The organism is Paracoccus albus, from assembly GCF_027913035.1.
Taxonomy (GTDB): domain Bacteria; phylum Pseudomonadota; class Alphaproteobacteria; order Rhodobacterales; family Rhodobacteraceae; genus Paracoccus; species Paracoccus albus.
Genome location: NZ_CP115775.1, coordinates 2,540,636 through 2,566,797, shown reverse-complemented (window position 1 = coordinate 2,566,797; position 26,162 = coordinate 2,540,636). Strand labels below are relative to the sequence as shown.

General features: G+C 60.9%; 24 protein-coding genes and 5 pseudogenes. 19 read left to right on the top strand and 10 right to left on the bottom strand.

Annotated elements, in window-relative coordinates:
- Entirely contained in the window at nt 1–762 is a 762-nt protein-coding gene (locus PAF20_RS12935; protein ID WP_271071029.1) for a glutaredoxin family protein, read from the top strand.
- Nucleotides 763–819: 57 nt separating this feature from the next.
- Here the strand turns inward: PAF20_RS12935 and PAF20_RS12930 are convergent.
- The 6 genes and pseudogenes from PAF20_RS12930 to tnpA (PAF20_RS12905) form a co-directional block, all read right to left on the bottom strand.
- Nucleotides 820–1,787 (bottom strand): annotated as a pseudogene (locus PAF20_RS12930) (IS5 family transposase).
- Nucleotides 1,788–1,965: 178 nt separating this feature from the next.
- Nucleotides 1,966–2,526 (bottom strand): type 1 glutamine amidotransferase domain-containing protein, encoded by a 561-nt coding sequence (locus tag PAF20_RS12925; protein ID WP_271071020.1) that lies wholly within the window; start codon nt 2,524–2,526, stop codon nt 1,966–1,968.
- Between the two features lie 138 nt (nt 2,527–2,664).
- Nucleotides 2,665–2,931: a hypothetical protein gene (locus PAF20_RS12920; RefSeq protein WP_271071021.1), complete on the bottom strand. Its 267-nt coding sequence runs from the start codon at nt 2,929–2,931 to the stop codon at nt 2,665–2,667.
- Nucleotides 2,932–3,830: 899 nt separating this feature from the next.
- Nucleotides 3,831–5,480 (bottom strand): IS66 family transposase, encoded by a 1,650-nt coding sequence (gene tnpC / locus PAF20_RS12915; protein WP_271071028.1) that lies wholly within the window; start codon nt 5,478–5,480, stop codon nt 3,831–3,833.
- A 64-nt stretch (nt 5,481–5,544) separates the two neighbouring features.
- On the bottom strand, nt 5,545–5,898 hold the full coding sequence (gene tnpB, locus PAF20_RS12910) for an IS66 family insertion sequence element accessory protein TnpB (protein ID WP_271071027.1): 354 nt from the start codon (nt 5,896–5,898) through the stop codon (nt 5,545–5,547).
- A complete protein-coding gene (gene tnpA, locus PAF20_RS12905; protein WP_271071026.1) occupies nt 5,895–6,356 on the bottom strand; it encodes an IS66-like element accessory protein TnpA in 462 nt (153 codons plus the stop codon). The genes tnpB (PAF20_RS12910) and tnpA (PAF20_RS12905) overlap by 4 nt, the downstream gene beginning before the upstream one ends.
- Before the next feature lie 284 nt (nt 6,357–6,640).
- Here tnpA (PAF20_RS12905) and PAF20_RS12900 point away from each other — a divergent pair.
- Nucleotides 6,641–6,766 (top strand): annotated as a pseudogene (locus PAF20_RS12900) (transposase); the annotation flags it as partial.
- Between the two features lie 105 nt (nt 6,767–6,871).
- Here PAF20_RS12900 and PAF20_RS12895 read toward each other — a convergent pair.
- Nucleotides 6,872–7,237: a DUF983 domain-containing protein gene (locus PAF20_RS12895; protein ID WP_271071025.1), complete on the bottom strand. Its 366-nt coding sequence runs from the start codon at nt 7,235–7,237 to the stop codon at nt 6,872–6,874.
- Nucleotides 7,238–7,356: 119 nt separating this feature from the next.
- On the opposite strand from PAF20_RS12895, the pseudogene tnpC (PAF20_RS12890) reads away from it, so the two are divergent.
- Nucleotides 7,357–8,346: pseudogene (tnpC, locus tag PAF20_RS12890) on the top strand (IS66 family transposase); the annotation flags it as partial.
- On the opposite strand, the gene PAF20_RS12885 reads toward tnpC (PAF20_RS12890), so the two are convergent.
- The 3 genes from PAF20_RS12885 to PAF20_RS12875 all read right to left on the bottom strand — a co-directional run bounded on the left by PAF20_RS12885 (nt 8,309) and on the right by PAF20_RS12875 (nt 11,202).
- The gene (locus PAF20_RS12885; protein ID WP_271071024.1) at nt 8,309–9,271 is read right to left on the bottom strand and encodes a DMT family transporter; all 963 of its coding nucleotides are present in this window, start codon (nt 9,269–9,271) and stop codon (nt 8,309–8,311) included. The pseudogene tnpC (PAF20_RS12890) and the gene PAF20_RS12885 sit on opposite strands and share 38 nt — an antisense overlap.
- A 263-nt stretch (nt 9,272–9,534) precedes the next feature.
- Nucleotides 9,535–9,666 carry a putative transporter small subunit gene (locus tag PAF20_RS12880; RefSeq protein ID WP_271071023.1) on the bottom strand — a complete coding sequence of 44 codons (132 nt, stop codon included), beginning with the start codon at nt 9,664–9,666 and terminating at the stop codon, nt 9,535–9,537.
- 12 nt (nt 9,667–9,678) lie between these two features.
- Nucleotides 9,679–11,202, bottom strand: a complete 1,524-nt coding sequence (locus tag PAF20_RS12875; protein ID WP_271071022.1) for a sodium:solute symporter family transporter — start codon at nt 11,200–11,202, stop codon at nt 9,679–9,681.
- 993 nt (nt 11,203–12,195) lie between these two features.
- Here PAF20_RS12875 and PAF20_RS12870 point away from each other — a divergent pair.
- The 16 genes and pseudogenes from PAF20_RS12870 (at nt 12,196) to PAF20_RS12795 (ending at nt 26,141) form a co-directional block, all read left to right on the top strand.
- A complete protein-coding gene (locus PAF20_RS12870; protein ID WP_271071021.1) occupies nt 12,196–12,462 on the top strand; it encodes a hypothetical protein in 267 nt (88 codons plus the stop codon).
- A gap of 138 nt (nt 12,463–12,600) precedes the next feature.
- Entirely contained in the window at nt 12,601–13,161 is a 561-nt protein-coding gene (locus tag PAF20_RS12865; protein WP_271071020.1) for a type 1 glutamine amidotransferase domain-containing protein, read from the top strand.
- A gap of 478 nt (nt 13,162–13,639) precedes the next feature.
- Nucleotides 13,640–14,071, top strand: a complete 432-nt coding sequence (tnpA, locus tag PAF20_RS12860; protein WP_271071019.1) for an IS66-like element accessory protein TnpA — start codon at nt 13,640–13,642, stop codon at nt 14,069–14,071.
- Nucleotides 14,068–14,421 carry an IS66 family insertion sequence element accessory protein TnpB gene (gene tnpB, locus PAF20_RS12855; protein WP_271071018.1) on the top strand — a complete coding sequence of 118 codons (354 nt, stop codon included), beginning with the start codon at nt 14,068–14,070 and terminating at the stop codon, nt 14,419–14,421. Before tnpA (PAF20_RS12860) ends, tnpB (PAF20_RS12855) begins: the two co-directional genes overlap by 4 nt.
- A 54-nt stretch (nt 14,422–14,475) precedes the next feature.
- Nucleotides 14,476–16,032, top strand: a complete 1,557-nt coding sequence (gene tnpC / locus PAF20_RS12850; protein ID WP_271071017.1) for an IS66 family transposase — start codon at nt 14,476–14,478, stop codon at nt 16,030–16,032.
- Between the two features lie 112 nt (nt 16,033–16,144).
- Nucleotides 16,145–17,095: pseudogene (locus PAF20_RS12845) on the top strand (IS1595 family transposase); the annotation flags it as partial.
- A gap of 501 nt (nt 17,096–17,596) precedes the next feature.
- Nucleotides 17,597–17,827: pseudogene (locus PAF20_RS12840) on the top strand (integrase core domain-containing protein); the annotation flags it as partial.
- Nucleotides 17,828–17,909: 82 nt separating this feature from the next.
- The gene (locus PAF20_RS12835) at nt 17,910–18,353 is read left to right on the top strand and encodes an MgtC/SapB family protein (RefSeq protein WP_271071016.1); all 444 of its coding nucleotides are present in this window, start codon (nt 17,910–17,912) and stop codon (nt 18,351–18,353) included.
- 10 nt (nt 18,354–18,363) lie between these two features.
- Nucleotides 18,364–19,101: a Crp/Fnr family transcriptional regulator gene (locus PAF20_RS12830; protein ID WP_271071015.1), complete on the top strand. Its 738-nt coding sequence runs from the start codon at nt 18,364–18,366 to the stop codon at nt 19,099–19,101.
- A 194-nt stretch (nt 19,102–19,295) separates the two neighbouring features.
- Complete coding sequence (locus PAF20_RS12825) at nt 19,296–20,759, top strand: glycosyltransferase family 2 protein (RefSeq protein WP_271071014.1); 1,464 nt, start codon at nt 19,296–19,298, stop codon at nt 20,757–20,759.
- Nucleotides 20,756–21,721, top strand: a complete 966-nt coding sequence (locus tag PAF20_RS12820; RefSeq protein ID WP_271071013.1) for a glycosyltransferase family 2 protein — start codon at nt 20,756–20,758, stop codon at nt 21,719–21,721. Before PAF20_RS12825 ends, PAF20_RS12820 begins: the two co-directional genes overlap by 4 nt.
- On the top strand, nt 21,718–22,770 hold the full coding sequence (locus tag PAF20_RS12815) for a glycosyltransferase (RefSeq protein ID WP_271071012.1): 1,053 nt from the start codon (nt 21,718–21,720) through the stop codon (nt 22,768–22,770). The genes PAF20_RS12820 and PAF20_RS12815 overlap by 4 nt, the downstream gene beginning before the upstream one ends.
- A gap of 62 nt (nt 22,771–22,832) precedes the next feature.
- A complete protein-coding gene (locus tag PAF20_RS12810; RefSeq protein ID WP_271071011.1) occupies nt 22,833–23,858 on the top strand; it encodes an acyl-CoA dehydrogenase family protein in 1,026 nt (341 codons plus the stop codon).
- Nucleotides 23,840–24,556 carry a PIG-L deacetylase family protein gene (locus PAF20_RS12805; RefSeq protein ID WP_271071010.1) on the top strand — a complete coding sequence of 239 codons (717 nt, stop codon included), beginning with the start codon at nt 23,840–23,842 and terminating at the stop codon, nt 24,554–24,556. Before PAF20_RS12810 ends, PAF20_RS12805 begins: the two co-directional genes overlap by 19 nt.
- Nucleotides 24,556–25,119, top strand: a complete 564-nt coding sequence (locus PAF20_RS12800; RefSeq protein ID WP_271071009.1) for an SAM-dependent methyltransferase — start codon at nt 24,556–24,558, stop codon at nt 25,117–25,119. The genes PAF20_RS12805 and PAF20_RS12800 overlap by 1 nt, the downstream gene beginning before the upstream one ends.
- Nucleotides 25,116–26,141 carry a glycosyltransferase family 2 protein gene (locus tag PAF20_RS12795; RefSeq protein ID WP_271071008.1) on the top strand — a complete coding sequence of 342 codons (1,026 nt, stop codon included), beginning with the start codon at nt 25,116–25,118 and terminating at the stop codon, nt 26,139–26,141. The genes PAF20_RS12800 and PAF20_RS12795 overlap by 4 nt, the downstream gene beginning before the upstream one ends.
- Nucleotides 26,142–26,162 lie beyond the last annotated feature (21 nt).

The following is a 26,162-nucleotide window of genomic DNA, read 5'->3' as shown; positions in this document are numbered from 1 at the left end:
ATGCCAAAAGATACCGAGAAAACCGCCGTTCTCTACCGCATGGTCATGCCTGAGCACACATGCCCCTTTGGTCTGAAATCCAAAGATCTGCTGGAGCGCAAAGGCTACACCGTGGAAGATCACCACCTGAAGACCAAGGACGAGACCGAAGCCTTCAAGCGCGAGCATGACGTCAAGACGACGCCGCAGACCTTCATCGACGGGGAACGGATCGGGGGTCATGACGACCTGCGCATTTTCCTCGGGATCGACCCGCCTAAGGAAGAACAGAGCGACACGACCTACCGCCCTGTCATCGCAATTTTTTCAGTTTGTGCCCTGCTAGCACTCGGGCTGGCGTGGCATCAGTATGGGACGATCCTGACTTGGCAGAGCTTCCAGTGGTTCATCTCGTTGTCCATGACCGTGCTTGCGATCCAGAAGCTTCAGGACGTCGAGCAGTTCTCGACAATGTTCCTGAACTACGACCTGCTGGCGAAACGTTGGGTGCCCTACGGCAAGATCTACCCCTACGGCGAGGCGTTGGCTGGCATCCTGATGACTGCGGGCGTCCTGACATGGATCTCCGCGCCGGTTGCCCTGTTCATCGGGACCATTGGGGCGGTCAGCGTGTTCAAGGCGGTTTACATCGACAAGCGCGAATTGAAATGTGCCTGCGTCGGCGGGAACTCCAACGTGCCGCTTGGCTTTATTTCCCTGACCGAGAACCTGATGATGATCGTGATGGGCCTCTGGATGGGCCTGCGCGCGCTTGGGGTCTGAGATGGCGCTGTTGGATAAATCAGCTGGCGAGCGCAATCCCCCTTTCCCCGGGCACACTTATCCTGCGGCCACGGTCACCGGGATGCCGAGTGCCGTGAAGCGGTTGAGGACCGCCACCCGGATCTGGACCTCCGCCACCTGGCGGTCGAATTCCCGGGACATCAGCCGCTGGCCGAGCAGCTTCACGCAGTTCATTTTCGTCTCGACCCTGCTGCGCCGGTGGTACCCGCTCCAGTTCCGCCCGAGTGCCCGGCCCAGGTGCTTCGATGCTCGCAGGATCTCGTTGCGTGCGCGAGCTCCTGCCGTGTCCGGCTCCCAAGGCCGGGCGTTTCGACGGGGTGGAGTGAGGGCATGAACGCCATCGGTCCGAGTGAGTGCCCGAACGTTGCTGCTCCACGGGCCGCAATGGCATCGTGGCAGGCGCGTGTGTCGTAGGCACCGTCAGCCGTGACAGTGGCGATGTCCTCGTTCGCCGAGATCCGGGCGAGAAGGTTCGGCAGCATCGGGGCGTCGCCGACATTGCTTGAGGTGACCTTGACCGCCCGGATCTCCAGCGTTTCCTCATCAATTCCAAGGTGGATCTTGCGCCATACGCGCCGCTTGGAGCCGCCATGCTTGCGCGCGTGCCACTCGCCTTCACCTTCCACCTTGATGCCGGTGATATCGACGAGCAGGTGAATCGCCCCCTTGGAGCCGCGATATGGGATGGTCACGTCCAAGGTCTTCTGACGCCGGGACAGGGTGCTGAAGTCCGGCACCGCCCATCCGAGTCCGGACAGCTCCAGTAGGCTCGCCACGAAACCGGTCGTTTGCCGGAGTGGCAGGCCGAGCAAGACTATGATGGTAAGACAGGCCTGGATCGCCGCGTCGCCGTATGCCTGCTGGCGGCCGCGACGCCCGGAAGGCGCCGCTTCCCATTGCATCGAGGGATCGAACCAGACGGTCAGCGATCCGCGCCGCCTCAGCGCTTGATTGTAGCTATGCCAGTTGGTGGTCTTGTACGGGGTTTTCGCCGGTCTGCTCATGGCCGCCAGCTATCATGCTGGATTCGCGCAGTGAATCCCCCGCCGCATTTGCGCAACAAGGCCGGACATCGGACATCATCCTGTCTACAGGGTCACTCGGGCGTGAGTTAGGTCAACGCACCATGGAAAACCGGGGTAGTACGCGCGAGATCGTGCGAACGAACTGTAGCGCCGGATATCAGGTGGAACTGCGCTCATGACGGCCCTCTTTCACTTCCTCGATGATCTTGCCACAAAAGGCATCGAGATCGCCGGGATTGCGCGACGTGATGAGCCCCTGATCGGTGACGACCTCGCTGTCTTCCCACTTGCCGCCCGCGTTTTTCACATCGGTTTGGATCGACGTGTAGGAGGTAACATTGCGACCCTCGATCACACCCGCCTCGACCAGCAGCCAGGGCGCATGGCAAATCGCGGCCAGCGTCTTGCCGCTGTTGAAAAAGTCGCGCACGAAGGCAACGGCCTTCTCATTGGTGCGCAGGATGTCGGGGTTAATCTGTCCGCCGGGCAGCACAAGCGCGTCGAAATCCTCGACCCGCGCATCGTCGAGGGCAAGATCGACGTCGATGCTTTGGCCCCAGTCATCTTCGTCCCATCCCCTGATGGAGCCGCTTTCGGGGGAAATTACGGTGATCGTCGCGCCCGCCTCTTCCAGCTGCCGTTTCGGTTCGAACAGTTCTGACTGCTCGAACCCATTGGTGGACAGAATTGCAATTTTTGCGTCTTTGATGTCGGTCATGTCGAATTTCTCCGTTCGGTTTCGATACGTGATTCCGACATCCACACCGCACGGGGCGTCGGTGTCGCAGTATCAAAATGATCGTTCCAAATATAGAACCGTGTCGATATTGCTCTGGTTCCGAACGGCCGGAAAAAATCAGTCGAGCAGGGCTTCGCCGGTCTTCAGCAGCGTACCGGCTTCTGCCTTGTCCATGCCTGATTTGCGCATAAGCGTTGCGCCATAGGCCAGCGACACCAGCGCACGCGCCTTGGCGCGGATAGCGGGATTCGCTCGTTCGCCACACTTCTGAAAAGCTTTCGATCCAATCGCTCTGGTCTTGGGCGATGGCGCGCACATCCGCGTCGTGGGGCGCAAGTTCGGTGATGCAGTTGGCGAGAAGGCAGCCGTTTTCGCCCCCGCCATTCGCGATCAGCATCAGCATAGCGTGAATAGCCTCGCGCGGGGACCCGGCAGCTTCGGCGATCCCGGCCATCTTCTCCCGGTTGATTTCGCAGTAGTGACTGACAGCTGCCATCAGCAGATCCCGCTTCGAGCCGAACGCATCGGAAAAGCTCGACCGGCTTAGACCTGTCGCCTCCAGCAGATCCCGACCGAAGTCGCTTCAAAGCCGTTCTTCCAGAAAACTTCTATCGCGGCATCCAGCGCCGTCGCGCTGTCAAAACCTTTTGGACGGCCCCGTCGCGCCGACCCGATTGCCCTATCATCGTCGTGTGAAATCAATTTTTTATCCATGCAGCTGCAGTCGATACCGCCTGGTCAAATTACCGCATCTAGAACTGCATAGCGATGACCCGTTTCGACCGCTTAACCCAGACGGTCGGTCAGGCAGGCGCAACCGAGGTCAGCTTTGTTCGCGGTTCGGTCGCTGCTCCTAAGGGTTTTGCTGCGCGGCATGCGAACGACCGAACCCGCAGCTGCGATGCGGCATGAAAACTTGCGGCGCCACAGCGAATATTCCGCTGCTAGCGCGCGCAGCAAGAATTTGACGCTTCTGCAACGGGCTCCTTCCGGACGTTCTCCGCAGCGCAGTATGGGCCCAAACCCGTACGTTTTTGTCACCGGCGCTTACCACCGTTTGTGGCAAGAGCGAACGAATAGAGGGCCGCTAGGAACCGAAGCAGCCTCCCATGGTGCGTGCGAAGGAGAATGTGCTGCCCCTTCGCCCGACAGTCGGTTGACCTCGGATTAAGTGTACCTGGAAGTCGGCGGTCACGCCCCATTGATTTTGCCCTTGCGCGGTGTCGCGGTGGGATGAAGCGGATGACGGTCGGTAGCTCGTCAGGGACTACGAGACGAGGTCCCTATGCATCCCAGCCCTGCTGGGCGTAAGCCCACGGCATCAGGGCATCGATGTCCTTGTCGAGATGGCCATTGGCCAGTTTCGTGAACAGATCGCGCAGGTAGGCATAGGGTTCGACACCATTCATCTTGCACGAGCCGATCAGGCTGGCGAAGCGGGCCCAGTTTTTTCCGCCCTCATCGTGGCCGGCGAATAGCGCGTTGCGACGGTTCATGGCGGGGCTGCGGATGGCGTTTTCGACGAGGTTGGAGTCGATGTCGACGCGGCCGTCGTCGAGAAACAGCCGGAAGCCATCCTGACGTTTCAGCATGTAGGCCATGGCCTCGCCGAGGTCGGATTTGTGCGAGACCCGTGCGGCCTGGGCCGCCAGCCAGGCGAAGAACTCATCGACCAGCGGGCGGGACAGTTCCTGACGCACGGCTATGCGACGATCCGGGTCTGAGCCACGGATGGCCTCCTCGATCTTGTAGAGGGCGGCGATCCGCAAGAGCGCCTCATCGACGATGGGTGATCCCTTCTTCGGTATGGCCTTGATCAGCTTGCGCCGACCGTGCGCCCAACAGAATGCCAGCCGCAGCGGATCGCCGCCCGTGCGTTTCGGCGTGGCCAGATGGGTATAGGCGCCATAGGCATCGACCTGGATCGTGCCATTGAAGCCGTTGAGGATTTCAGCGGCGTATTCGCCCTTTCGCCCGGGCCGGTAATGGAACACCACGCCGGGCGGCGCGGGGCCGTTCCAGCCACGATCATCGCGCAGCACCGCCCAGAGATAACCTGTCTTTGTCCTGCCCTTACCTGGATCCAGCACCGGGGCGGTGGTTTCATCGACATAGAGGTGCGTGCTGTCGGTCATCAACTGCTTGGCCATGTGATCGACTATGGGGGCGATCAGCGCCCCAGTCCGGCCCATCCAGTTGGCCAGAACCGACCGATCGATCGGCACCCCGTGCCGGGCCATGACCACGGCTTGCCGGTTCAACGGCATGTGTTCCGAATGCTTGGAGACGGCAATCTGCGCCAGAAGCGCTTCGGTCGGCCAACTGCCTTCCAGCAGATGCGCGGGGGCTTTGGCCTGCACCACACCTGTGCGCCCCTTGGGGCAGGCATATCGGGGTCGCACCGTGACGATGACCTGATAGCGCGCGGGGATGTAATCCAGCCGTTCGCTACGGTCTTCGCCGATCCGGACCATGTCGCCGCAGCCGCAGGGGCAGGCAATGCTGTCGGGTTCGACCACGCGCTCGATACGCGGCAGGCTTTCGGGCAGCGCCCGTGCCTTGCGAGGGGCGCGCGGCTTGCGCTTCTCGGGATCACGTTCGCTGGCCGCGATCTTCTCTTCGACAGCGGCGATTTGCGCCTGCGTCTCGGCAATCGCGGTTTCCAGGTCTTCCAGCGCCAGTTCCAGCTGCGCGGGGTCCAGCTTTTCCGATTTCGGTCCGAACTTCGCGCGCCGGTAATCCTGAACCTGGCCTTCCAGCTTCTCGATCAGCTCCTTGAGCTCGGTGATGAAGGCCTCCTTCTCGGCCACCACCGCCTGTTGATGCTGGCGCGCCGCACGTTCGACCGAAAGCTCGAACTGAACCGCCGCAAAGGCCTTCACCACCTCGGGCGGCAGGTCCGGGAATTGACTGAGATCGAAGGTCTGCGACATACGCATTTCTACCCGATCGGGGACAGAAAGCCCAACAAAACAACACCAAAACTCACCCGGTGAGTCATCCTGCCGCAGTCGGGGCCTGCACCCGACGCGCAACCGTCCGGCGCCAATCCAAGCCTTCGAACATGGCTTCCGCCTGCGCCCGAGACGCCCGCATCACCCCATCCTGAACCTTCGGCCAGGCGAAGCTGCCATGTTCCAATACTTTGTAAATCAGCACCATGCCGGTGCCATCCCAGACCAGGATCTTCAGCCTGTCCCCGCGCTTCGAGCGGAACACCACCGTCACACCCGAATACGGATCCAGCTTCAATTCGGTCTGCACCATCAGTGCCAGAGCATTATGCCCGCAGCGAAAGTCCACCGGGCGTGTCGCGATCAGGATCGGCAGCCGCCCGCCAGCGACAATCACGACGCCCCTCGCAACGCCTGCACCAGTGCGGCCGCGCGTTCCACTGCAACATCGCCGGGAATCCGCAGCAACAGATCGCGTCCGACCTCAATCACCATCACCCCGGAACAACCCTGTGCATCAACGCCTCTTGAGGGCACCGGCTGATCGGAAGCTTCAGGCAAAATCGACAGCGGCACGAAGGCAGGTTCTGCCACCGCCGAGCCTGAGGATGTGGTCAGCCCGTCCATCAGGTCACCAGGGAGTGCCAGCCGACCCTGCCGGGCATGGCGACGCCAATCTGACAGGTGATGGGGCAGAATGTCATAGCGCGCTGCCACATCGACAACCCGGACACCCGGCAGAAGGCTCTCGGCAACAATCCGTGCCTTCAACTCAGCTGGCCACCGCCGCTTGCCTCGTCGCCGCGGTTCGACAACCTCGCACCGGCCCATGAACCCATCACCACCATCCGCCATGCGCAACCTCCATCTGCTCAAGCAGACCCTATCGCAGGCGCGTCAGGCGTCAGAAACACATCAATTCAATGGGGCGTGGCCGCCGCTTACAGTGTACCTGGAAGTCGGCGGGCTGGTCATCTGGCTCTGGAATACGCTGATCAAGCTGCACTCGACCGGCTCTGTTAGCCGGACTGAATTGGCGTGACGGCAATCCCCCTCTCGAAGTACGCTACGAGGTTTGGACCTGTCGCGGTTTCGTTCCGGTCTTCTGAGAGCGATGCTCTCACCAAAGGAGACAGGATATGGCAGCGACACACAGCGCGGAATTCAAACGGGATGCGGTTCGCATTGCACTCACCAGCGGCCTGACACGGCGTCAGGTTGCGTCTGATCTAGGGGTTGGGCTTTCGACGCTCGGCAAGTGGATCCGGGGCTTCCACATATTTTCACCCTTTGTATGCAGAAAAACTTGCAATTTGCGTTCAGTGTATGGCTAATGTCCGGCCCGGACAAGCCGCCCGGATGGCCCGAAGTCAGGCGCCACGGTCGCGCTCATTATGCGCCCAGAGATAGGCGACAAAAGCCCCCTTGACGAAGCGAAGCAAGACCAGCGTCAGAACGGAAATCAGAACGGTGAGGACCACAAAGAAGGTCAGCGGATCGGGCTTGAACAGCACCCAGCCAAAGCCGATGGCGGGGATCAGCAGCAGCATGACGATCGTCATGGTGAAGAAGGCCGGCCCATCCGCCGCCCGGTAGGTCCCAAGCGGCTCATGGCAATGTCCGCATTCGGGCACCACCTGCAAGTAGCCCGTGAACAGGCGGCCTTCTCCGCAATTGGGACAGCGGTTGAACGTGCCCCGCCAGATTGCGGTCTTTCTGTCTCGTTCTTCGCTCATAATTGTCTTTCCTTTCATGCGGACATTCGGGTCATGTCCTGCTGATCAGCCCCACCTGAGTGGTCCAGTTTGATTGTTAGTGTATGACCGGCCTTTGGTCCATTGGGATGAGGCTTTCGGGGGCCGGTGGGCTGGCTCATGTGTTGGTCGGCAAATACGCCGACCATCTTCCGTTATATCGCCAGAGCCAGATCTTCGACCGTGAGGGGCTCGACATCGACAGATCGACCCTGGCCGACTGGGTCGGCAAGTCTACTGCCTTGCTTGAACCCCTCGCTGACGCCATCGGCCGCTATGTCCTGTCGGCCGAGGCGATCTTCGCCGACGACACGCCCGCGAGCATGCTTGCCCCCGGCACCGGGAAGACCCAGACGGCACGGCTCTGGACCTATGCCCGCGACGAACGACCGTGGGGCGGGCAGGCCCCACCGGCCGCCTGGTATCGGTTCTCCGGCGACCGCAAGGGCCAGCACCCGAAGGACCATCTCGCCCGCTTCTGAGGATGGATGCATGCCGACGGCTATGCCGGGTTCGAGGACTTGTATCGGACCGGAGCGATCCGCGAGGTCGCCTGCATGGCCCATGTCAGGCGCAAGTTCGTCGACATCCACCGATCGCAGGGTTCCCCGATCGCCGAAGAGGCCATCGGCCGGATCGCGCAACTCTACGCCGTCGAGAAGGAAGCCCGAGGGTCGCCACCGGATGTCCGGGTCGAACTTCGCAAGGCACATGCGGCCCCGATCTTCGACAATCTGGAGGTCTGGCTGGCCCTGCAACTCACCACGATCTCTGGCAAATCCCCGCTCGCGGCCGCCATCCGCCATGCCCTGACCCGCATGGAACGCCTGCGCCCCTATCTCGACCACGGCATCCTCGAACTCGACAACAACGCCGCCGAACGCGGCATGCGCGCCATCGCCCTCGGCCGCAATAACTACCTCTTCGTCGGTTCGGAGGCGGGCGGCAAGGCCGCCGCCATCGCCTACACGCTGATCGAAACGGCCAAGCTCAACGCCATCGATCCCCACTCCTGGCTCGCCGACACTCTGGCACGTATCCCTGATTACAAGATCACAAAGGTTGATGACCTGCTGCCTTGGAAATGGCGCGGGTATGGCTGCGCCGCACAGGTAGGTTTGCCTGCCTCTCCCGGTGGAAAACATACATGCCGGAGCCAAGGATCACGAGCGTTCCAAAAACCGTCACTTCATCCGGAACATCGCCGAAGGCGAAAAGACCGATGAACGTCGCTCCAAGAATTTCGAGATACTGAAAGGGTGCCAAAACGCTGGCTTCGGCCCGGCTGAAGGCATACGCGATCAACAGGAAGGTGGTCGCTGCCAGAACGCCAGCCCCGGCGAGACTCAACGCAATCTGCGGGTTCAGGCGGCTGAGCATCTTATGTAGATCCGAGGTCATCAGCATGAGCAACACCAGCGTGATGCAAGCATAAGCAGCGGACCCGAGTTGGAACGTCAGTGCGGAGGCAGTTCGCGTCGCCCTACGTGTGATGATCATGTTCAGCGCATAGGCGACTGCGGCGGCAACTGGCAGAAAAACTGTTAGACCAAAGGTTGCAAAATTTGGTCGCAGGATCAGAAGAACACCTAACATCCCGATTCCGATCGCAGCATAGCGATGCGGTCCGGGTTTTTCTCCGAGCAGAAATCCTGCGAGAAGTGTTAAGAGCAACGGCTCGATGAAGAAAATTGCGATAGCCGTCGCAATGGGCATGGTTTTGAAGGCTGCAATCAGGCTCAGGCTGATAACCGAAACACATTGGCCTGAGAGAAACGACCATATCGAGAAAGGACGCCCTGAGAGGCGATGACGCATCAGCATAAAAGCCCCAGCTAGAAAGCCAGCCTGCACAAGGGCTCGGAGCGCCGCAATCTGTGACGGTGGCAGAGTGCTCGTCAGGGATTTTGTGATGGCATCACCTGCCGGTAGAAGAAGCATTGCAAGTGACATGGTGATCATGCCGAGCAGAGGGGGGGAGGACTGGCGCAGCGGCGCCTGAACGATAACAGACATCTCGAACTCCCTCGCCGTAGCTTTGCTACGGCTCAAGATCCGGGCGTGCAGGACTGAATGATGGAAGTGCTTCGCGACGCCATCGCAAGCAGACTGTCTGCTTAAGGGAGATAAGAGGCCACTGTCAACGGCGTGAGCGGCATATCTTATCTTCTGGTTAACACGACGCGGCCTCTGGCCATGTCTGAACGGGGCGGTTGTTGTTCATGACTGACCTCTTCCCTGTTGGACTGGCCGGCGAGCTGGATGTCGCCGGCCTTTTTCTAAATCAAACTGCGGCCCTTGCTGCGGCCTTTGCGCCATTCCTTCCAGAATGCGCTGACCAGTACAAAGAGGACGCCTGCGACGATGAGGGGCCAGATCAAGGTGTAGATCGTCAGAATGGTGGGGGACATGATCTTCTCCATTCAGGTTGTTGCAGGGGTATCGTCAAAACTTCCGGCCTCATGGCGAATTCTTGCAAAGTCGAACGAGTTTCGATTGTTCCAAGACAAGGCGACACAGAGGATCATGCTGACGGCATACGCGATAAGCGACGCAGTCAGGATCGGATAGATATGCAGGAACCCCATGCCAAAGGGCAGGACGGCAAGGCTTGCGATGACGCCCGCAGCAATCCCGGCTCGGCTTCCGAGGAAGCCGAAGAACATCAGTCCGGCGATTACGCCGATCCCGACGATCGCCAAGAGGTCCGTGACGATGGTGACGCTGCCTTCAAGCGGCACCCAGCCGAAGCGGACGGGAAAGAAGCAGGCCAGCGCCGCCAGCACTGATATGGTGAAGGCACGGTTGGTGACCTTGTTCCAGTAGAAGCTGGCAATGACCGGAAAGACCAGCGCGCCCCAGATCGCCCCAACCAGAACCAGCAGTTCCAGAATGTTGAATTGGACGCTGGCAAAGAAAAGCGCGGCCGCCGTCGCGGCTATCATCGTCAAACGCCCGATCAGCAGCATCTTGCGCGGATCGGCTTCACCGTCTGCTGCGATGTTGCGACCATAGATGTCGGTCATCACGATCGAGGACATGGCCGCAAGGTCGGAATCCGCGGTCGATGCAAGGGACCCGATGACCATTACGAAGAACACGCACAGCAGGACGGGCCCGAGATAGATCGACGCCAGTTGCGGGATCAGGTTATTGGTGTCACCGTTCATCGGATCGACACCTATATAAAGAGCCAGAACGCCCAGGATGCCGACCCCGATCACCGTGGCTCCGTAGCCGACCGTCGCTGTAATGAAGGTCTGCTTGATCTTGTCCTCGCGCACCGCGAACAGGCGCTGTGCGATTGTCTGGTTGCCGATCGCATAGGCCAGAACGGCCGCGATATAGGGGGCTCCCTGATTGAAGAACGCTTCAGAGGAGAAGAAGCTCTGCTGCGCCGCGGTCAGATTGATACTGTTTTCCGCAAAGATAGCGGGGCCACCGGCTGAGAAAAACACGACCGGTACAATCACCACGACAGCACCGAGCATGGCGCAAACCTGGATAAAGTCGGTCAGGATAGACGCGCGCACACCGGACCAGAGGGTGTAGAGCAGAACGCCTGTCCCGATCATCAATATACCCGCGCTGAACGATAGAGGCGATAGCATCGAGATCAGCGCACCCCCTGCGATGAAATTCGACGTAAGGCTGAGAAGGCTGCCCAGAAGGTTCGACCCCGCAAGGATGAGTTGGCTTGAGCGGCCATGACGGGCATGCAGGATTTCAGCCAGCGTATGCGCATGCGGGGCTAGACTGCGAATACGGCGGCCGAAGGGATAGATGAACAAGATCATCAGAGCACCCCAGAGACCGTAGTGGATGGGACCGGATATTCCGTAGGTGTAGCCGGATGTTGCTGAAGCGTAGAGCGACGAGGCCCAAATCCAGGTGGCTGTCATGGATGCAGCTGAAATACCGAACCCGACTTGGTTGCCTGCAGTCATGTAGTCGTCGGCATTTTCTTTCTTACGTCCGATCGAAAGCGAGAGCAGGAAGGTGCCCCCGAAAAATATCAACATCAAAAGAAGGATGAGTGACGTACTTAAGCTATTGAGTTGCATTTCTACCTTTGCGTCGTTTCCATCATTTTCCGGCCACGGCGCTGTTGCTGTGCGCGTTGCGACAACAGGTAAGAATGTGCGGGCGACATGATGTTGAAGTCTGAAAAAGACCCATCAAGTAACGTTTGCGTCCCGGCTGCCGAGGCCGCAGAAGTCTTTAGACATTTACTTCCCAGATTACAAACGTGAGATTTCGGTCAAAAACGGTGGTAAGCGCCGGTGACAAAAACGTACGGGTTTGGGCCCATACTGCGCTGCGGAGAACGTCCGGAAGGAGCCCGTTGCAGAAGCGTCAAATTCTTGCTGCGCGCGCTAGCAGCGGAATATTCGCTGTGGCGCCGCAAGTTTTCATGCCGCATCGCAGCTGCGGGTTCGGTCGTTCGCATGCCGCGCAGCAAAACCCTTAGGAGCAGCGACCGAACCGCGAACAAAGCTGACCTCGGTTGCGCCTGCCTGACCGACCGTCTGGGTTAAGCGGTCGAAACGGGTCATCGCTATGCAGTTCTAGATGCGGTAATTTGACCAGGCGGTATCGACTGCAGCTGCATGGATAAAAAATTGATTTCACACGACGATGATAGGGCAATCGGGTCGGCGCGACGGGGCCGTCCAAAAGGTTTTGACAGCGCGACGGCGCTGGATGCCGCGATAGAAGTTTTCTGGAAGAACGGCTTTGAAGCGACTTCGGTCGGGATCTGCTGGAGGCGACAGGTCTAAGCCGGTCGAGCTTTTCCGATGCGTTCGGCTCGAAGCGGGATCTGCTGATGGCAGCTGTCAGTCACTACTGCGAAATCAACCGGGAGAAGATGGCCGGGATCGCCGAAGCTGCCGGGTCCCCGCGCGAGGCTATTCACGCTATGCTGATGCTGATCGCGAATGGCGGGGGCGAAAACGGCTGCCTTCTCGCCAACTGCATCACCGAACTTGCGCCCCACGACGCGGATGTGCGCGCCATCGCCCAAGACCAGAGCGATTGGATCGAAAGCTTTTCAGAAGTGTGGCGAACGAGCGAATCCCGCTATCCGCGCCAAGGCGCGTGCGCTGGTGTCGCTGGCCTATGGCGCAACGCTTATGCGCAAATCAGGCATGGACAAGGCAGAAGCCGGTACGCTGCTGAAGACCGGCGAAGCCCTGCTCGACTGATTTTTTCCGGCCGTTCGGAACCAGAGCAATATCGACACGGTTCTATATTTGGAACGATCATTTTGATACTGCGACACCGACGCCCCGTGCGGTGTGGATGTCGGAATCACGTATCGAAACCGAACGGAGAAATTCGACATGACCGACATCAAAGACGCAAAAATTGCAATTCTGTCCACCAATGGGTTCGAGCAGTCAGAACTGTTCGAACCGAAACGGCAGCTGGAAGAGGCGGGCGCGACGATCACCGTAATTTCCCCCGAAAGCGGCTCCATCAGGGGATGGGACGAAGATGACTGGGGCCAAAGCATCGACGTCGATCTTGCCCTCGACGATGCGCGGGTCGAGGATTTCGACGCGCTTGTGCTGCCCGGCGGACAGATTAACCCCGACATCCTGCGCACCAATGAGAAGGCCGTTGCCTTCGTGCGCGACTTTTTCAACAGCGGCAAGACGCTGGCCGCGATTTGCCATGCGCCCTGGCTGCTGGTCGAGGCGGGTGTGATCGAGGGTCGCAATGTTACCTCCTACACGTCGATCCAAACCGATGTGAAAAACGCGGGCGGCAAGTGGGAAGACAGCGAGGTCGTCACCGATCAGGGGCTCATCACGTCGCGCAATCCCGGCGATCTCGATGCCTTTTGTGGCAAGATCATCGAGGAAGTGAAAGAGGGCCGTCATGAGCGCAGTTCCACCTGATATCCGGCGCTACAGTTCGTTCGCACGATCTCGCGCGTACTACCCCGGTTTTCCATGGTGCGTTGACCTAACTAACGCCTGAGCGACCCTGCAGGCCGGACAATGTCCGATTTCGCACGTTAGCGTAGCAGCCGGAACGGAGCTGCTCATTCGCGTCGAAGGCGACGGCACGGACGTTGTGGTGATGCAGCGTCGGCCACTGGGACATGACATGTAGAAATAGCAGACGGCCGCGCTGACTGAGGCGGGTTTTCGCGTGATCGCCCCGTGTCGCCGGGGCTTCGGTCATTCCGAACATGCGGGCGGGTGCTATGATGATGACACCATGACAGATAATCTTGTGGCAGCAATGACGGGAACGGACGCGACGGATGCGGCGCTGGTCGGGTTCTCCGTAAGCGGCGCCTGTGCCCCACCTTCCTTGTTTTCACACGGTCTGAGATTTCGCGCCTGACGGAGATTGTGCGGGAGTTTCGCGATGGCGACTACGTTGGAGTTTCTCAGGGACTATGGGGTAGACATCCGACCGAACGGGCAGCGGCGCTGGCCGGATGAGATCAAGGCGCGGATCGTGGCCGAGAGCTTGAATCCGGGGGCGACGGTTAACGCGGTCGCGGCGCGATATGGGCTTCGGGCGAACCATCTGTCGGAATGGCGCAGTCGGGCGCGGGATGGCCGCTTGGTTTTGCCTGCAGACGAGGATGACGGCCTTTGTTTTGCGCCGATCGTGCTGCCTGACCGGGGCCTTTCCGCCCCTGTTCCGGTTCTTTCAGGTCCGTCGGGCAAGTCCGAAGCGCTAGATACTGGAGCCATCGAGATTGCTGTAGGCCAGATGACCATCCGGCTGGATAGCGCCACGCCTGCCGCACGCATTGCCGAGATCATGTTGGCGATCGGATTGCGGTCATGATGTTTCCCTCCAATCGTGTGCGGGTTCTGGTCTCGACACAGCCCGTCGACTTCAGGAAGGGCCATGATGGTTTGGCGGCACTGGTGTCATCGGTGCTGCGCAAGGATCCGTTTACCGGCACGGTCTTTGTGTTCCGCTCGCGCCGGGCGGACAGGTTGAAGCTCTTGTATTGGGACGGCACGGGTCTGGTGATGGCCTATAAGCGGCTGGAGGATGCGAGTTTTACCTGGCCCGCCATCAAGGACGGGATGATGGCGCTGAACCATGCCCAGTTCGAGGCGCTGCTTTCCGGTCTGGACTGGCGCCGCGTCAAAGCGCTGGAAACCCGTCCACCGGCTGCGGCAGAGTGAATCAGCCGCTTGGTTTTGCGTGTTTTTGTCAAGCGTTTCTGATAGTTCTCGAGCATGCAGACCGCAGCAATCCTTGATCTTTCCGCCATCCCGTCCGCGCAACGCGCGGCGGTGCAAGCGCTGTTGGAAGAGGTCGCGGCGCTCAAGGATATCACCCGGCGGCAAGAGCATCTGATCGCCGAATTGAACCGGGCCTTGCATGGCAAGCGTTCGGAAAAGCCGTCCGAGGACGAGCGGCAGCTCGCGTTCGAGGATCTGTCCATCGCGCTGGCCGAGGTTGAGGCGGAAAAGGAAATCCGTGCCCCCAAAGCAGGGGGCGGGACGACCAAGTCCGCGCCCAAGCGCACCATTGGCAATCTGCCTGCCGCCCTTCCGCGCATTGAAGAGGTAATCGAGCCTGACAGCCTGATCTGCCCCTGCGGCTGCGGTGTCATGCATCGGATCGGTGAAGACCGCAGTGAGCGTCTGGACATCGTGCCGGCCCAGTTGCGCGTCATCGTCACCGTGCGCCCGAAATATGCCTGTCGGACCTGCACCGACGGCGTGACGCAGGCCCCGGCACCCTCACATCTGATCGCGGGCGGGCTACCAACCGAAGGTGCCATCGCTCATGTCCTGATCAGCAAATATGCCGATCACCTGCCACTGTATCGCCAGAGCCAGATCCTGGCGCGGGCGGGGCTTGATCTGCACCGTGCCGTGCTGGCCGATTGGGTCGGCAAGGCTGCATTCCATCTGAAGCCCGTCGTCGACCGGTTGGCCGAGAATCTGAAGCGATCCGGCAAGCTGTTCATGGATGAAACCACCGCCCCGGTGCTGGATCCGGGGCGCGGAGCAACAAAAACCGGATATCTCTGGGCACTCGCCCGCGATAACCGATCCTGGGGCGGCGAGGACCCGCCCGGCGTGGTCTACTTCTACGCCCCCGGCCGCGCGGGCGAATGTGCTGAAACCTTCCTGACCGGCTTCGACGGCATTCTGCAGGTCGACGGCGATACCGGCTACAATCGACTGACCAAACCCTCGCGCAAGGGCGGCGCGCCCATTCGCGTGGCGCATTGCTGGGCGCATGCGCGCCGCAAACTGAAGGAGGTCTTCGACCGCGACGGATCAGCGATCGCCGCCGAGGGCCTGCGCCGCATTGCCGAATTCTATGCCGTCGAGGCCGATATCCGCGGCGTCTCCTCCGGCCAGCGCCTCTCAGCCCGCCAAGCCCGCACCGCGCCGCTGGTGGCCACCTTCGGCGACTGGCTGCAGGCGCAGCGCCGCAAGACCTCCGCCAAATCCCGCTTGGGCGAAAAACTGGCCTATATCCATAACCACTGGGACGGGCTGCAAACCTTCCTGACCGATGGCCGTGTCGAGATCGACTCCAACAGGGTCGAGAACCTGATCCGTCCCATTGCCCTCAATCGCAAGAATGCCCTCTTCGCCGGCCACGACGAAGGCGGCATCGCCTGGGGCCGCATTGCCTCGCTGATCGAGACCTGCAAGATCAATCGCATCGAGCCCTTCGCTTATCTCAAGGCAACCCTGACAGCCATCGCCAACGGCCACCCGCAAAGCCGCATCGACGACCTGCTGCCATGGAACTTCAAACCGTCAAGCTAAGCCGACCGTGATGTCCTGCGAACGCTTACGTCTTAGGTATCAAATGCACCAAGACATTGACGGAGCGAGTACTTAAGAACATTATGTGAACATAATGGCTCTGGAGGTCTCCATGACGCAGCACTTTCTTCTCTCCGCGGCGGCACGAACACTTTCGCTCAAGGTGATCTTCTCCGATGGCGAGGAGGCCGCCTATCGCCGGTTCTGCCGGCTGCGTTGGCAAGAGACCAACGGTGCGCCGGTTTGTCCGGCCTGCGGGTGCGTGGATATCTACGATCTGACGACCCGCCGGCGTTTCAAATGTGCGGCCTGCCATCGCCAGTTCAGCGTGACCTCCGGCACCATCTTTGCGTCGCGGAAGCTATCCTTCGTCGACCTGCTCGGCGCGATCTGCCTTTTCGTGAACGCGGCCAAGGGGCTGTCGGCAGTCCAACTCTCACGCGATCTGGACGTGCAGCACAAGACGGCGTTCGTGCTGATGCACAAGCTTCGCGAGGCGATGGCGGCCAAGACCCGGGATATACGCCTGGCGGGCGAGGTGGAGGTGGGCGGAGCTGCCTTTGGTGGACATGTCCGGCCCGCCAACTTGCGGGAGGATCGTGTTGATCGGCGGCTGCTCGGCAACCGCAGCGGCAAGCGCCGCGTGGTGGTCGTGCTGCGCCAGCGCGACGGGCGGACTGTCACACGGACCTTCCTGCGTGAGGGCCAGAGTGTTGATTTCGTAAGGGAGCAGATCGCTTCCGGCACGGTCGTTCCGGCCGATGAGGGCACGCACTGGGACCTTCTGGAGCCCGATTTCGACATGCAAAGGATCAATCATTAAGAAGCTTACAGTCTGAATGATACTCACACAAATGGTGCCGAGAGCTACTTCTCGCGGCTGAGGCGGATGATCGGCGGCCAGCATCTGAGGGTTGAAGGGCGGCATCTCGATGCCTGCGCAACCCATGCTGCCTGGCTCGAGGATCATCGGGACGAAAGCAACGGATGTCTGGCCGATCGCCTGATCGGCGGGGCGCTTGCCGTGCCGGTCAGCCGGGCGTGGAAGGGATACTGGCAACGACGCGTGAGCCGTGACAGCGTCTCCGGCGGCCCACAAGCACATCCCTTTACGCTTCTCCACCATACGGACGAGCTTTCGGCGCTTGGCGTGGCGCAACGCCTGGACCACCTTGAACACCACCGAGTTCCTCAGGGCGGCATCCGAGATCTCCAGATCCCGTTCGGCCATGACCCACTTGGCGAGTTCGCGGGTCGTCATCTCCCCGTCGACGTCGAGATGGCGGACGCAGATGTCGGCGATCTCGCCCTTTTTGAAGAAGCCATGGCTGACCATGTAAGGCGCCCTCTGTCGCTCAGGAGCGGCGAACAGTTCGATCGTCGCATTCACATGTGCCAGGTCGTGTTTGGCCTGGAGCTATCTGCGCCTCATAGGCCTTGATCCGGCCGAGGATCTCGGCGCGTTTCTGCGCCAACGTCTGGACTACCAAAGGTTCCGACATGCCGACATTGGATCAAACCTCACGCCCCCGATCCAGTCGGCAATTTGGTGCATTTGCTAGCTAAGACCGAACTGCTGAACGAGGAGATATTCGACAGCCTGGATGATGCACGGCGCAAGCTGGCCCTCTGGCGTTACGACTACAACACGGTCAGGCCGCACTCGTCCCTCGCCAACCAGACGCCACAGCAAGCGCGCCGGACGCTTGAGCAATTTGAGGGCTCCGCGCCCGGCGCGCTTGCGTCAGACGGGGAAGCCGAATACCCAGATCCAACCTGCAGATTCTCGTTATGAATGAGGGACCAGCAGAGGGTAGGTCAGGCTCCCTAAACCTGTTAACCAAGCTTACGGCAACCTTCATGGAGCACGTTGGAAAATGATTGATTTCAGCGAATTCATTATGCGCGTCCTCTTCGCGGGAGGGGGCGGGCTGGTCGTCGGCCTGGACCGTGAGATCAAGGGAAAACCACTCGGGGCCGGGACCTACGTGCTTGTCGCGATCGGCTCGGCCGCGCTGATGGTCGTCACGCTGAACTTCGCGCTGAGCGGAGTGGCGGAGGATGAGGCCATGACCGTCGATCCGACCCGCTTCATACAGGGTATCGTGGGCGGTATCGGTTTCCTTGGTGCCGGCGCGATCATGTCGCCGGGCGATAACGGTCGCCTCAAGGGCATCCGCAGCGGAGCCGCCATCTGGGCTGTGGGCTCGATCGGAATTGCCTGCGGTCTCGGCTATCTTAAAGAAGCGGCTTTCATCACGGCGTTGATTTTCGTGGTTCTCAACATCTTCGATTGGCTGCATATTCGAGGTCAGGAATAGGAGCTCTGTCGTGCCCGAAGCATCCAGTTGCCTGGTTACCAAACTTTCTCACTACATGCCGCTGTCCGATCTGGACAAAGAGCGGCTTGCGAGGCTGGAAAAGTCCCAGCGCACTTTCCCTGCGGGACAGGAGATATATCAGGGGGGTGAAGAGAATAGGAACCTCTATGTGGTCAAGCACGGCTGGGCTTTCAGCTATACGGATCTGCCCGATGGTCGGCGCCAAATTGTCAAGATTCATCATCCGGGTGATATCATAGGGTTTCCGGATGTCGCTCTGAAACACGCGACGACAACCCTGCGCACGGTGGAGAACGTGTGGCTGTGCCCGTTCCCGAAATCCTCTCTCGACGAAATTCTGAGGAAATCGCCACGGCTTTCCGCGTTGCTCATCTCGATCGCGCTGAGAGACCATGTGGTGCTGATCGACGTGCTGCGCGCCATGGGCCGGATGAGTGCGCAAGAACGGATCAGCTACATGCTGCTCGACCTGCTGGCGCGCCTGCGGATCACCAACCGCAGAATGACCGATACCTTTCGCCTGCCAATGACCCAGAGCCAGATCGCAGACTATCTGGGGCTGACCAACGTCTATATCAGCAAGACTTTCCTCCGCCTTGAGCGCGAAGGTTTCATCCAGCGCGATCAGGATCAGGTTCGCATCCTGAAAGAGAGCGAGATGATCGAGCTTACCGATTTCCATGATCGCTATGCCGAGATGGACACATCCTGGTTTCCACAGGACTGATCAGACGGCCTTTCAATCCAGTTGAAAGCCGGACCTCGTCTTCTCAGGCAGGCTTGTCCTGCGTCTGAGCGTGTAATGCGCCTGCATGTGGGAACTTAAAAGCACCAGAAGCGTTGCCGTGGAGGCTTCTAATAATCCTGTAAGGCACTGATTTCTGGAATCTAATATCTCTATTTAACGCCCGGGGGTGAACGGTGGAGCTACGGCTTTTCATAGCTTTGAGCGTGCTTGTCCTTGCGGCAGCGATTCCCGTAATCGGCGCCGCGATCTGCGGTGCCACCATTGCAGTTCAGGTCGCCCTCCTGGCGCTTCGGCCATTAGGCGCCTGTCTGTCCGTTCATCCCTCTCCTGTGCCGCGGGATCCTGCCACTCCCTGGTTTTCGGTTCACATCGCCACCCATTGCGAACCGCCCCGCATTGTTATCGCCACGCTGCGCGCCCTGCTGGATCAGCAGTGGCCGACAGAAGGTTACGAAATCATCGTGATGGACAACAACACCGCCAATCCCGCGCTTTGGAAGCCCGTAGAACGGTTCTGTGCCACCCATTCCGGGCGAATCAGGTTCCTGCACCGAACCGGCGTGAAGGGTGCCAAGGCCGGGGCGCTTAACATTGCGCTTGCGCATACTGACACGCGCACCACCCATATCGTGACCGTGGATGCCGACTACGTTGTCGCGCCCGATTTCCTGGGGCGCGCTGCCGTCGTCCTGCAGCGGACTGGCGCAGATTACGTCCAGTTTCCTCAATCCTACATGGGCACCGCTCTCGTAGCGCCGGGCGTGGATGCCGAGCTTGAGGAATATTTCCGTACCAACGCCGCCAGTGCCGACGACGCCGAGGCTGTGCTTTTGACCGGCACGCTTTGCGTGATCTCGCGTGCGGCCCTTGTTGCCGCGGGCGGATGGTCAGGCGCGGCCACAACAGAGGATGCGGAACTGGGCGTGCGGCTTTGCAATGCTGGCTTCTCGGGCCGCTTCATCAATCAGGTGGTCGGCAAGGGCCTGCTGCCGCTCTCGCTGTGCGACCTCGAAAAACAGCGTTATCGCTGGTGCAGTGGCAATGTTCAGACGCTGATGCGCCATGCCGCTATCGTCTTCGGCCTTGCCGGTTCGCTTACGCTGGCCAAGCGGATCGCGATCTTGTCCCAGCTGACCGCATGGGTCAACCTGGCGTTGGTACCGTCCCTACTCCTGATGGCGTGGCTGCTGACCGGACAGGACCACACGGCTCCCGCGACGCTGGCAGGCGTTGCCATCGTCCTGAGCCTTTGTGACATCATCATCCGCGTTTTAGCGCGGGGCTGGCGGGACCGGTTGGCTCCGGGGATCGCGTTACGCGCCCTTGCCTGCCGCATTGCCTTGGCCCCACAATCGGCGAAGGCGACGTTTGATGCACTGACCGGCTGTCGGCTGAAATTCATCGTGACTGACAAGACCGGCAGCAGAACCCCTGCTGTGAGCGCGCTGTCTCCCTGCACACTGCTGATCTTCATCATCGGCGTTCTGTTGCTTGCTATCGCGCAACCGCCGGATCCGATCGTGCTTACCGCGCTTACGGCACTGATGCTGCCGCTTCCGGCAGCAGTTCTCACCGGCAACAGCTTGCGCGCTTATCGCGACGCTGTGAAGGCGCAAACACAAGAGGCTATGGCATGAAATCCAATCCGCTCGCCCCACTCGTCGACATCATAATTCCCACCTACAACCGCGCGCATCTAATCGACAGCGCCATCCGCGCCGCGCTGGATCAAAGCTGGTGGAACATCCGTGTAACGGTGATTGACGATGCCAGCACGGATGTCACCGCGGAGGCGGTGGCGCCCTACCTTGAGCATCAGAAGTTCAACTACGTCCGGCTCGCGCGAAACGTCGGCACGGCACAAGCCAAGAACGTAGGCCTGTTGTTGACCGACGGCGATGCGGTCACCTTCCACGATTCAGATGACATCCCGCATCGCGACAAGGTGCTGCACCAGGTTCGCGTGCTGACCGCGCAGGACGTGCGCGCCAACGAATGCCTGAACTGGCGTCTTGCGGGCAAGCAGGGTGGCCAAAAGCTGGAGGTGAGTGCCGTCCTGACCCATCATGAACTGATCCTGCCAGACGGTCGGCGGGTTGAGATCCGGCGCGACCTGTCGCTGCTCGATGATGTGTTCCCGAACCTCCAGATGGGTTCGCAGGTCCCAGGCGAATGGACGCATATCAATTCGGGCCTCTTTCGCACCGACGTGTTCCGGCGCCTTGGCGGTTTCGCGGATTGCATCGAGGAGGACCGCGAGTTTCGCAACCGATTGATTCTCGAAGGTGAGGTCATCTGGATTGTGCCGGAACTGCTCCTGACGAAGATCGAGACGCCCGACAGCCTGACACAGTCCGCGGCATCCGATTATGACAGCGCGCGCCGCCGGATGGACCGGGCAAATGTCTGGGCAAAGGTCGAGGCATGGCGGGCCGGCAGAAGGGTCAACCCCGTGCCGGTGGATATCCCTAACCTTGAGATTGCGCAGATCAGTCGCCTCGCTTGCCTAAACCTCCGCGACATCCCGATGACAGAGGCGACGGCAGCGTGGGTTACAAACATTTTCTCCGGCCCTGCGGAACAGGTGGCAATGCAATGAAATCGATCCGGCATGAAACCGCGCCAGCGCGGATTGCCATCGTCGACCCGTGCAGCGCGGCTGGCTACGATTTGCCCGATATCGACACCGGCGGGCTCGGCGGCACCGAGGCCACGGTACTGCGCGTTGCCAGCGGTTTGCACACCCGGTTCGACATCACCCATTTCCAGAGCGGTCGCACCAAAATGCAGCTTTCGCACGCCGGTCTGCTCTGCCCGCTGTCCGATCTGGACGCGACCGGCAGCTTCGAGACCATGATTGTGATCAACCGCTGGAAAGTCGCGCTGAAGCTGCGCAAGCGATATCCCGAAACAGCCATCTTCCTGTGGCTGCATGTCTATCCGGGTCGCCACAACCGCAAGATGGGCGCGGCCCTGAAAGAGGCGGGTATTCTCGTCATCTGCGTATCGCACACCCATGCCTGCCAGTTGCAGGCGTTTCTGGGCGACGAAGCCACACCGCCGCTCCACGTGATCTACAACCCGCTAGACAACGATCTGCGGCCTGACGCGACGCCGCGCGACCCCAACCGGCTGCTTTTTGCCAGCTCTCCGCATAAAGGGCTGGCGCAGGTCTTCGCGCAATTTGCGGCGCTGCGTAAACACCGTCCGAAGCTAACTCTCGCGGTCGCCGATCCGGGCTATCTACGATGGGAGACCGGCCCGGTGCCGGAGGGTGTCGTCTTCCTCGGCGCGCTACCCCACCCGGAGCTGGTCCGCCACATGCGCCGCGCCTCGTGCTTGTTCTATCCCCAAACCGCTTTTGCCGAGACCTTCGGCTTGGTGCTGGCCGAGGCGAATGCGGTCGGAACCCCGGTCCTCGTGCATCGGGGTCTCGGCGCCAATGAGGAGATCGTCTCGGATGCGCGGCAATGGGTGAATGGCGACGACCCGAGCGAGATTTTACAGCGCATTGACGCATGGCGTCAGTCGCCGCCGGAGGTGAGAGGTAATCCGGCTTTCCGCCTTAGCGAAGTTGCCCGGCAGTGGGCGCGGCTTCTGCGGTCTGGGGCAGCCGTTCAGGGCAAGGCTCGTGAGGTGCAGCCATGAAAACGGGCCCCTTCGCATCTTGGCAAATACCGAATTTGAATGGTCCATCCCTGCCCCCGCACGTGACGGATGGTCTGCGGGCCGCAGCTGACGCCGAGGAGTGCGGCGAGCGCCCTGTTTCCCGTTCGATCGCGCTGCTGAGTAATGCCGGCCTGCTCGGCGATGACGGCAGCGCCGACCCTATCTGCACCGCGCGGGCGCTGATGCAGGTCGGAGCTGCGAACCTCAGTGTTGGCCGGCTCTGGGAGGGGCATGTGAATGCACTTCGGCTGATCCATCTTTACGGGTCAGCCGCATTGAAGCTCAATGTGGACGCCCTGATCGCCGAGGGCGCCGTGCTCGGCGTTTGGGGTGCGGACGGGCCTGTGCCCGTCACACTAGACGCCAGCGGCACGCGGCTGCAGGGGGCCAAGCGTTTTACCTCAGGCCTTGGCACGGTCAGCCATGCGCTCGTGAGCGTGGGCGGCGATGTCGGCGTTCGGCTGGCGCTGGTCGATGTGCGTGACCCCGACCGTGCCGACACCTCTTGCTGGAACATGCAAGGAATGCGGGCGTCAGCCTCGGGCAATTACGATTTTTCCGGGCTGAAAGTGCAGGACTGGATCGGCGGCCCAGACGATTACCTGAAGGAGCCGAATTTTGTGGGCGGTGTCTGGCGAATTGCTGCGTTGCAGGCGGGGGCAGCCATCGGTTTGCTGGACCAGGCCGCGACCGATCTGCGCGCCATGGACCGGATGCAGACCGAGGCGCAGCAGGCGCGCCTGATGACCGTGTTGACCCGGGCTTGGGCCGGCGCCGCGCTGGCAGAACGCGCCGCGCAGGCCTCGGTTGATTGCTCTCTCGAGGCTGAGCAGATTGTCGCCACCTCCATCGCGGCGCGGCTCTTTACTGAAGAAGTTGGGCTTGATGCCATCCGCGCGAGCGAGCAGTCGATCGGGCTGCGCCATTTCGAGTCCGGTGCCGAAACTGGACGCATGGCCCGCGACCTTGCGGTCTATATGCGTCAGGCCGCGCGCGACGCCTTTCTGCAACGGACAGCCCGGCAGGCGTTGGGGCAGGACGATCGGGCATGGGGGGTCTTCGGATGAATGTCGCCGACCATCCTGACCAAGCCGTGTTCGAAGGCCGCGAGAAATTCGTAGTGCTGGCACCGCACCCCGACGATGAATCGCTGGCCTGTGGGGCGCTGCTGGCGCGCGCCTTTGCGGGTGCGGGTGCGCATGTAATATGCCTGACGAATGGCAGCGCCAGCCATCCCGGGTCTCGCGCGTGGCCCCCTGAGCGGCTAGGCGTTCTTCGTTGCGCCGAGCTTACTCGCGCCATCGAATGCCTCGGCGGCACAGCGCGCAACCTGACTTGGATGGGCTTGCCCGACGCGGCTCTTTATCGCGTCGATCCGCAGGACGTCACGGCACGACTTGAAAAGACAATCGCACGGACAGGCGCAAGGCATGTCTTCGTGCCAGCGCGTGAAGATCACCATGAGGATCATCAGGCTACCGCTGCCTTCGCGACAGCGCTTCGCACGAAGAGGCCTGATTGGATATTTCATAGCTATCCTGTTTGGTCCAGATGGGACGACCCGGATTTTGCAAACAGCATCGCACCCTATGCGCCGATCTTCTTGGCGCCGGAGGAGCATGAGGCGCGCAAGCGCACCGCCATCGCCGCACACCGTTCCCAGCTGGGTCAGGTGGTCGCGGACGATCCTTTGGGCTTCGTGCTTCCGTCGGGTTTCATCGAACGCTTCGCCAGCGAAGACGAGATCTTCTGGAGGATGCCGTGATGGGCGTAGGCCTGGAACATCTGAACGCGCTTTATGCCGATAATGCGGACCCGTGGAATTTCGCGGAGAGCAATTACGAACAGGACAAGTTCACCGCGACCCGCGCAGCGCTGTCGCGTCCGCGCTATGAGGGTGCTTTTGAGCTGGGCTGCGGGAATGGCCAGCTTGCGCGTCGCCTCGCGCCGCTTTGCGACACTTATACCGGCATGGACGCCGTGGAAGTCGCCGTGGAGACCGCTCGGCGCACACTTCCACAGGCGTGTTTCCTACAAGGCTTCTACCCCTGCGCCTTGCCGAAATACGCCTTCGACCTGCTGATCCTGTCCGAGATTTTATACTTCCTTGACCCCAGTGCTTTAAAAACCCTTGCCCGCGACATCGCCACGTTCTGGTCCCGGGCCGAGGTGATCTGCGTGACCTACTTGGGTCAGACCGGCCACGGGCTGCAGGGACAGGAGGCGCTGCAGATCTTCACCGCCGCGCTCGACACACATGCGTTCGAAGCAGTCACACGGACCGAAGGGTATCGCATCGACCGCGGAGTGCCGGAGGATGCGTCATGACCAGGCCCCAACCCCCGGATATCGCTATCGTTATCCCAGCTCGCAACGAGGCTGCGCGGATTGCCGATTGCCTGACTGCACTGGCCGGACAAGTCAGCGAGCGAGTAAGGGTGATCCTTGTGGTCAACAACACCACGGACGGCACTGCCGGTTTGGCCCGCAAGGTCGCCAGCGGGAACGGGATCAACCTGTCGGTGCTGGAATGTACATTGGCCGCGCACGAAGGCGTCGGCACCGCGCGCAGGATGGGTTGCGATCACGCGCTGCGCAACATGCAGGGCCTGCGCAGCCTTCTGACGACGGATGCCGATTGCATCGTGGCACCGGACTGGATCGCGCGAAACCTCGCGCACTTGGACGAGGCTGACGCGGTCTGTGGCAGGATCGAACCAATGGCGTCCGAAACCGAGATCCTTGTCGGGATAGATGCGCAGCTCGGCATGCTGGAAGCTACCTATCGCCGACTGGTGCAAGATTTCTTTGCCTGCCACGTTCCGGGCCACGCGGAAATTGCAGGCACCCATGGCGAAGCCGCCGGGGCGAGTCTCGCTCTTACGCGGGCAGCCTATCTGATGGCGGGCGGTTTCGTCTCCGTCAGATGCGGCGAGGACCGCCGCCTCGTCCGCGCCTTGCGCCGGGCCGGGGCAAGGGTGCGCCATGTCGATGACGTCACCGTGCAGGCATCGTGCCGCCTGACCGGGCGTGCGCCCGGCGGAATGTCCGATGCGCTGAAGGAGCGCACGGGCGCGGCAGACTATCTGATCGACGATGGCCTGCCACCCGCGGACTGGCTGATCCGGCAGGCCGGGTGCGAGTGCCTGGGCCCATGGCCGTTGCTAGTGCCTGCCCGGCTGAGGCTGAACGTGCGCGATCTCCCCCGCCACATCGAAATACTCGAGACCTTCCAAAACTCAGAGCGGGTTCTGCCCGCCGCGAGAACACCGGCCGCATCGCTGTCCAAATGCCACGTGATTGGCGCTGCACCGGAAAGAAGGACGGCGATTATTCCTGCCGTCCCCTGACCGCGACCGTCGGCACGGTCA

What these genes read in the sequence shown, in the direction of transcription:
- PAF20_RS12880 (WP_271071023.1), bottom strand. Translation starts at nt 9,666, where the DNA reads ATGTCCCCCACCATTCTGACGATCTACACCTTGATCTGGCCCCTCATC.
- PAF20_RS12795 (WP_271071008.1), top strand. Translation starts at nt 25,116, where the DNA reads ATGACCAGGCCCCAACCCCCGGATATCGCTATCGTTATCCCAGCTCGC.
- PAF20_RS12800 (WP_271071009.1), top strand. Translation starts at nt 24,556, where the DNA reads ATGGGCGTAGGCCTGGAACATCTGAACGCGCTTTATGCCGATAATGCG.
- PAF20_RS12920 (WP_271071021.1), bottom strand. Translation starts at nt 2,931, where the DNA reads ATGGCGGGGGCGAAAACGGCTGCCTTCTCGCCAACTGCATCACCGAAC.
- tnpB (WP_271071018.1), top strand. Translation starts at nt 14,068, where the DNA reads ATGATGTTTCCCTCCAATCGTGTGCGGGTTCTGGTCTCGACACAGCCC.
- PAF20_RS12895 (WP_271071025.1), bottom strand. Translation starts at nt 7,237, where the DNA reads ATGAGCGAAGAACGAGACAGAAAGACCGCAATCTGGCGGGGCACGTTC.
- tnpA (WP_271071026.1), bottom strand. Translation starts at nt 6,356, where the DNA reads ATGGCGGATGGTGGTGATGGGTTCATGGGCCGGTGCGAGGTTGTCGAA.
- PAF20_RS12870 (WP_271071021.1), top strand. Translation starts at nt 12,196, where the DNA reads ATGGCGGGGGCGAAAACGGCTGCCTTCTCGCCAACTGCATCACCGAAC.
- PAF20_RS12820 (WP_271071013.1), top strand. Translation starts at nt 20,756, where the DNA reads ATGAAATCCAATCCGCTCGCCCCACTCGTCGACATCATAATTCCCACC.
- PAF20_RS12885 (WP_271071024.1), bottom strand. Translation starts at nt 9,271, where the DNA reads ATGTCTGTTATCGTTCAGGCGCCGCTGCGCCAGTCCTCCCCCCCTCTG.
- PAF20_RS12875 (WP_271071022.1), bottom strand. Translation starts at nt 11,202, where the DNA reads ATGACTGCAGGCAACCAAGTCGGGTTCGGTATTTCAGCTGCATCCATG.
- PAF20_RS12935 (WP_271071029.1), top strand. Translation starts at nt 1, where the DNA reads ATGCCAAAAGATACCGAGAAAACCGCCGTTCTCTACCGCATGGTCATG.
- PAF20_RS12865 (WP_271071020.1), top strand. Translation starts at nt 12,601, where the DNA reads ATGACCGACATCAAAGACGCAAAAATTGCAATTCTGTCCACCAATGGG.
- tnpC (WP_271071028.1), bottom strand. Translation starts at nt 5,480, where the DNA reads ATGTCGCAGACCTTCGATCTCAGTCAATTCCCGGACCTGCCGCCCGAG.
- PAF20_RS12925 (WP_271071020.1), bottom strand. Translation starts at nt 2,526, where the DNA reads ATGACCGACATCAAAGACGCAAAAATTGCAATTCTGTCCACCAATGGG.
- PAF20_RS12815 (WP_271071012.1), top strand. Translation starts at nt 21,718, where the DNA reads ATGAAATCGATCCGGCATGAAACCGCGCCAGCGCGGATTGCCATCGTC.
- tnpC (WP_271071017.1), top strand. Translation starts at nt 14,476, where the DNA reads ATGCAGACCGCAGCAATCCTTGATCTTTCCGCCATCCCGTCCGCGCAA.
- tnpA (WP_271071019.1), top strand. Translation starts at nt 13,640, where the DNA reads ATGGCGACTACGTTGGAGTTTCTCAGGGACTATGGGGTAGACATCCGA.
- PAF20_RS12805 (WP_271071010.1), top strand. Translation starts at nt 23,840, where the DNA reads ATGGGGGGTCTTCGGATGAATGTCGCCGACCATCCTGACCAAGCCGTG.
- PAF20_RS12835 (WP_271071016.1), top strand. Translation starts at nt 17,910, where the DNA reads ATGATTGATTTCAGCGAATTCATTATGCGCGTCCTCTTCGCGGGAGGG.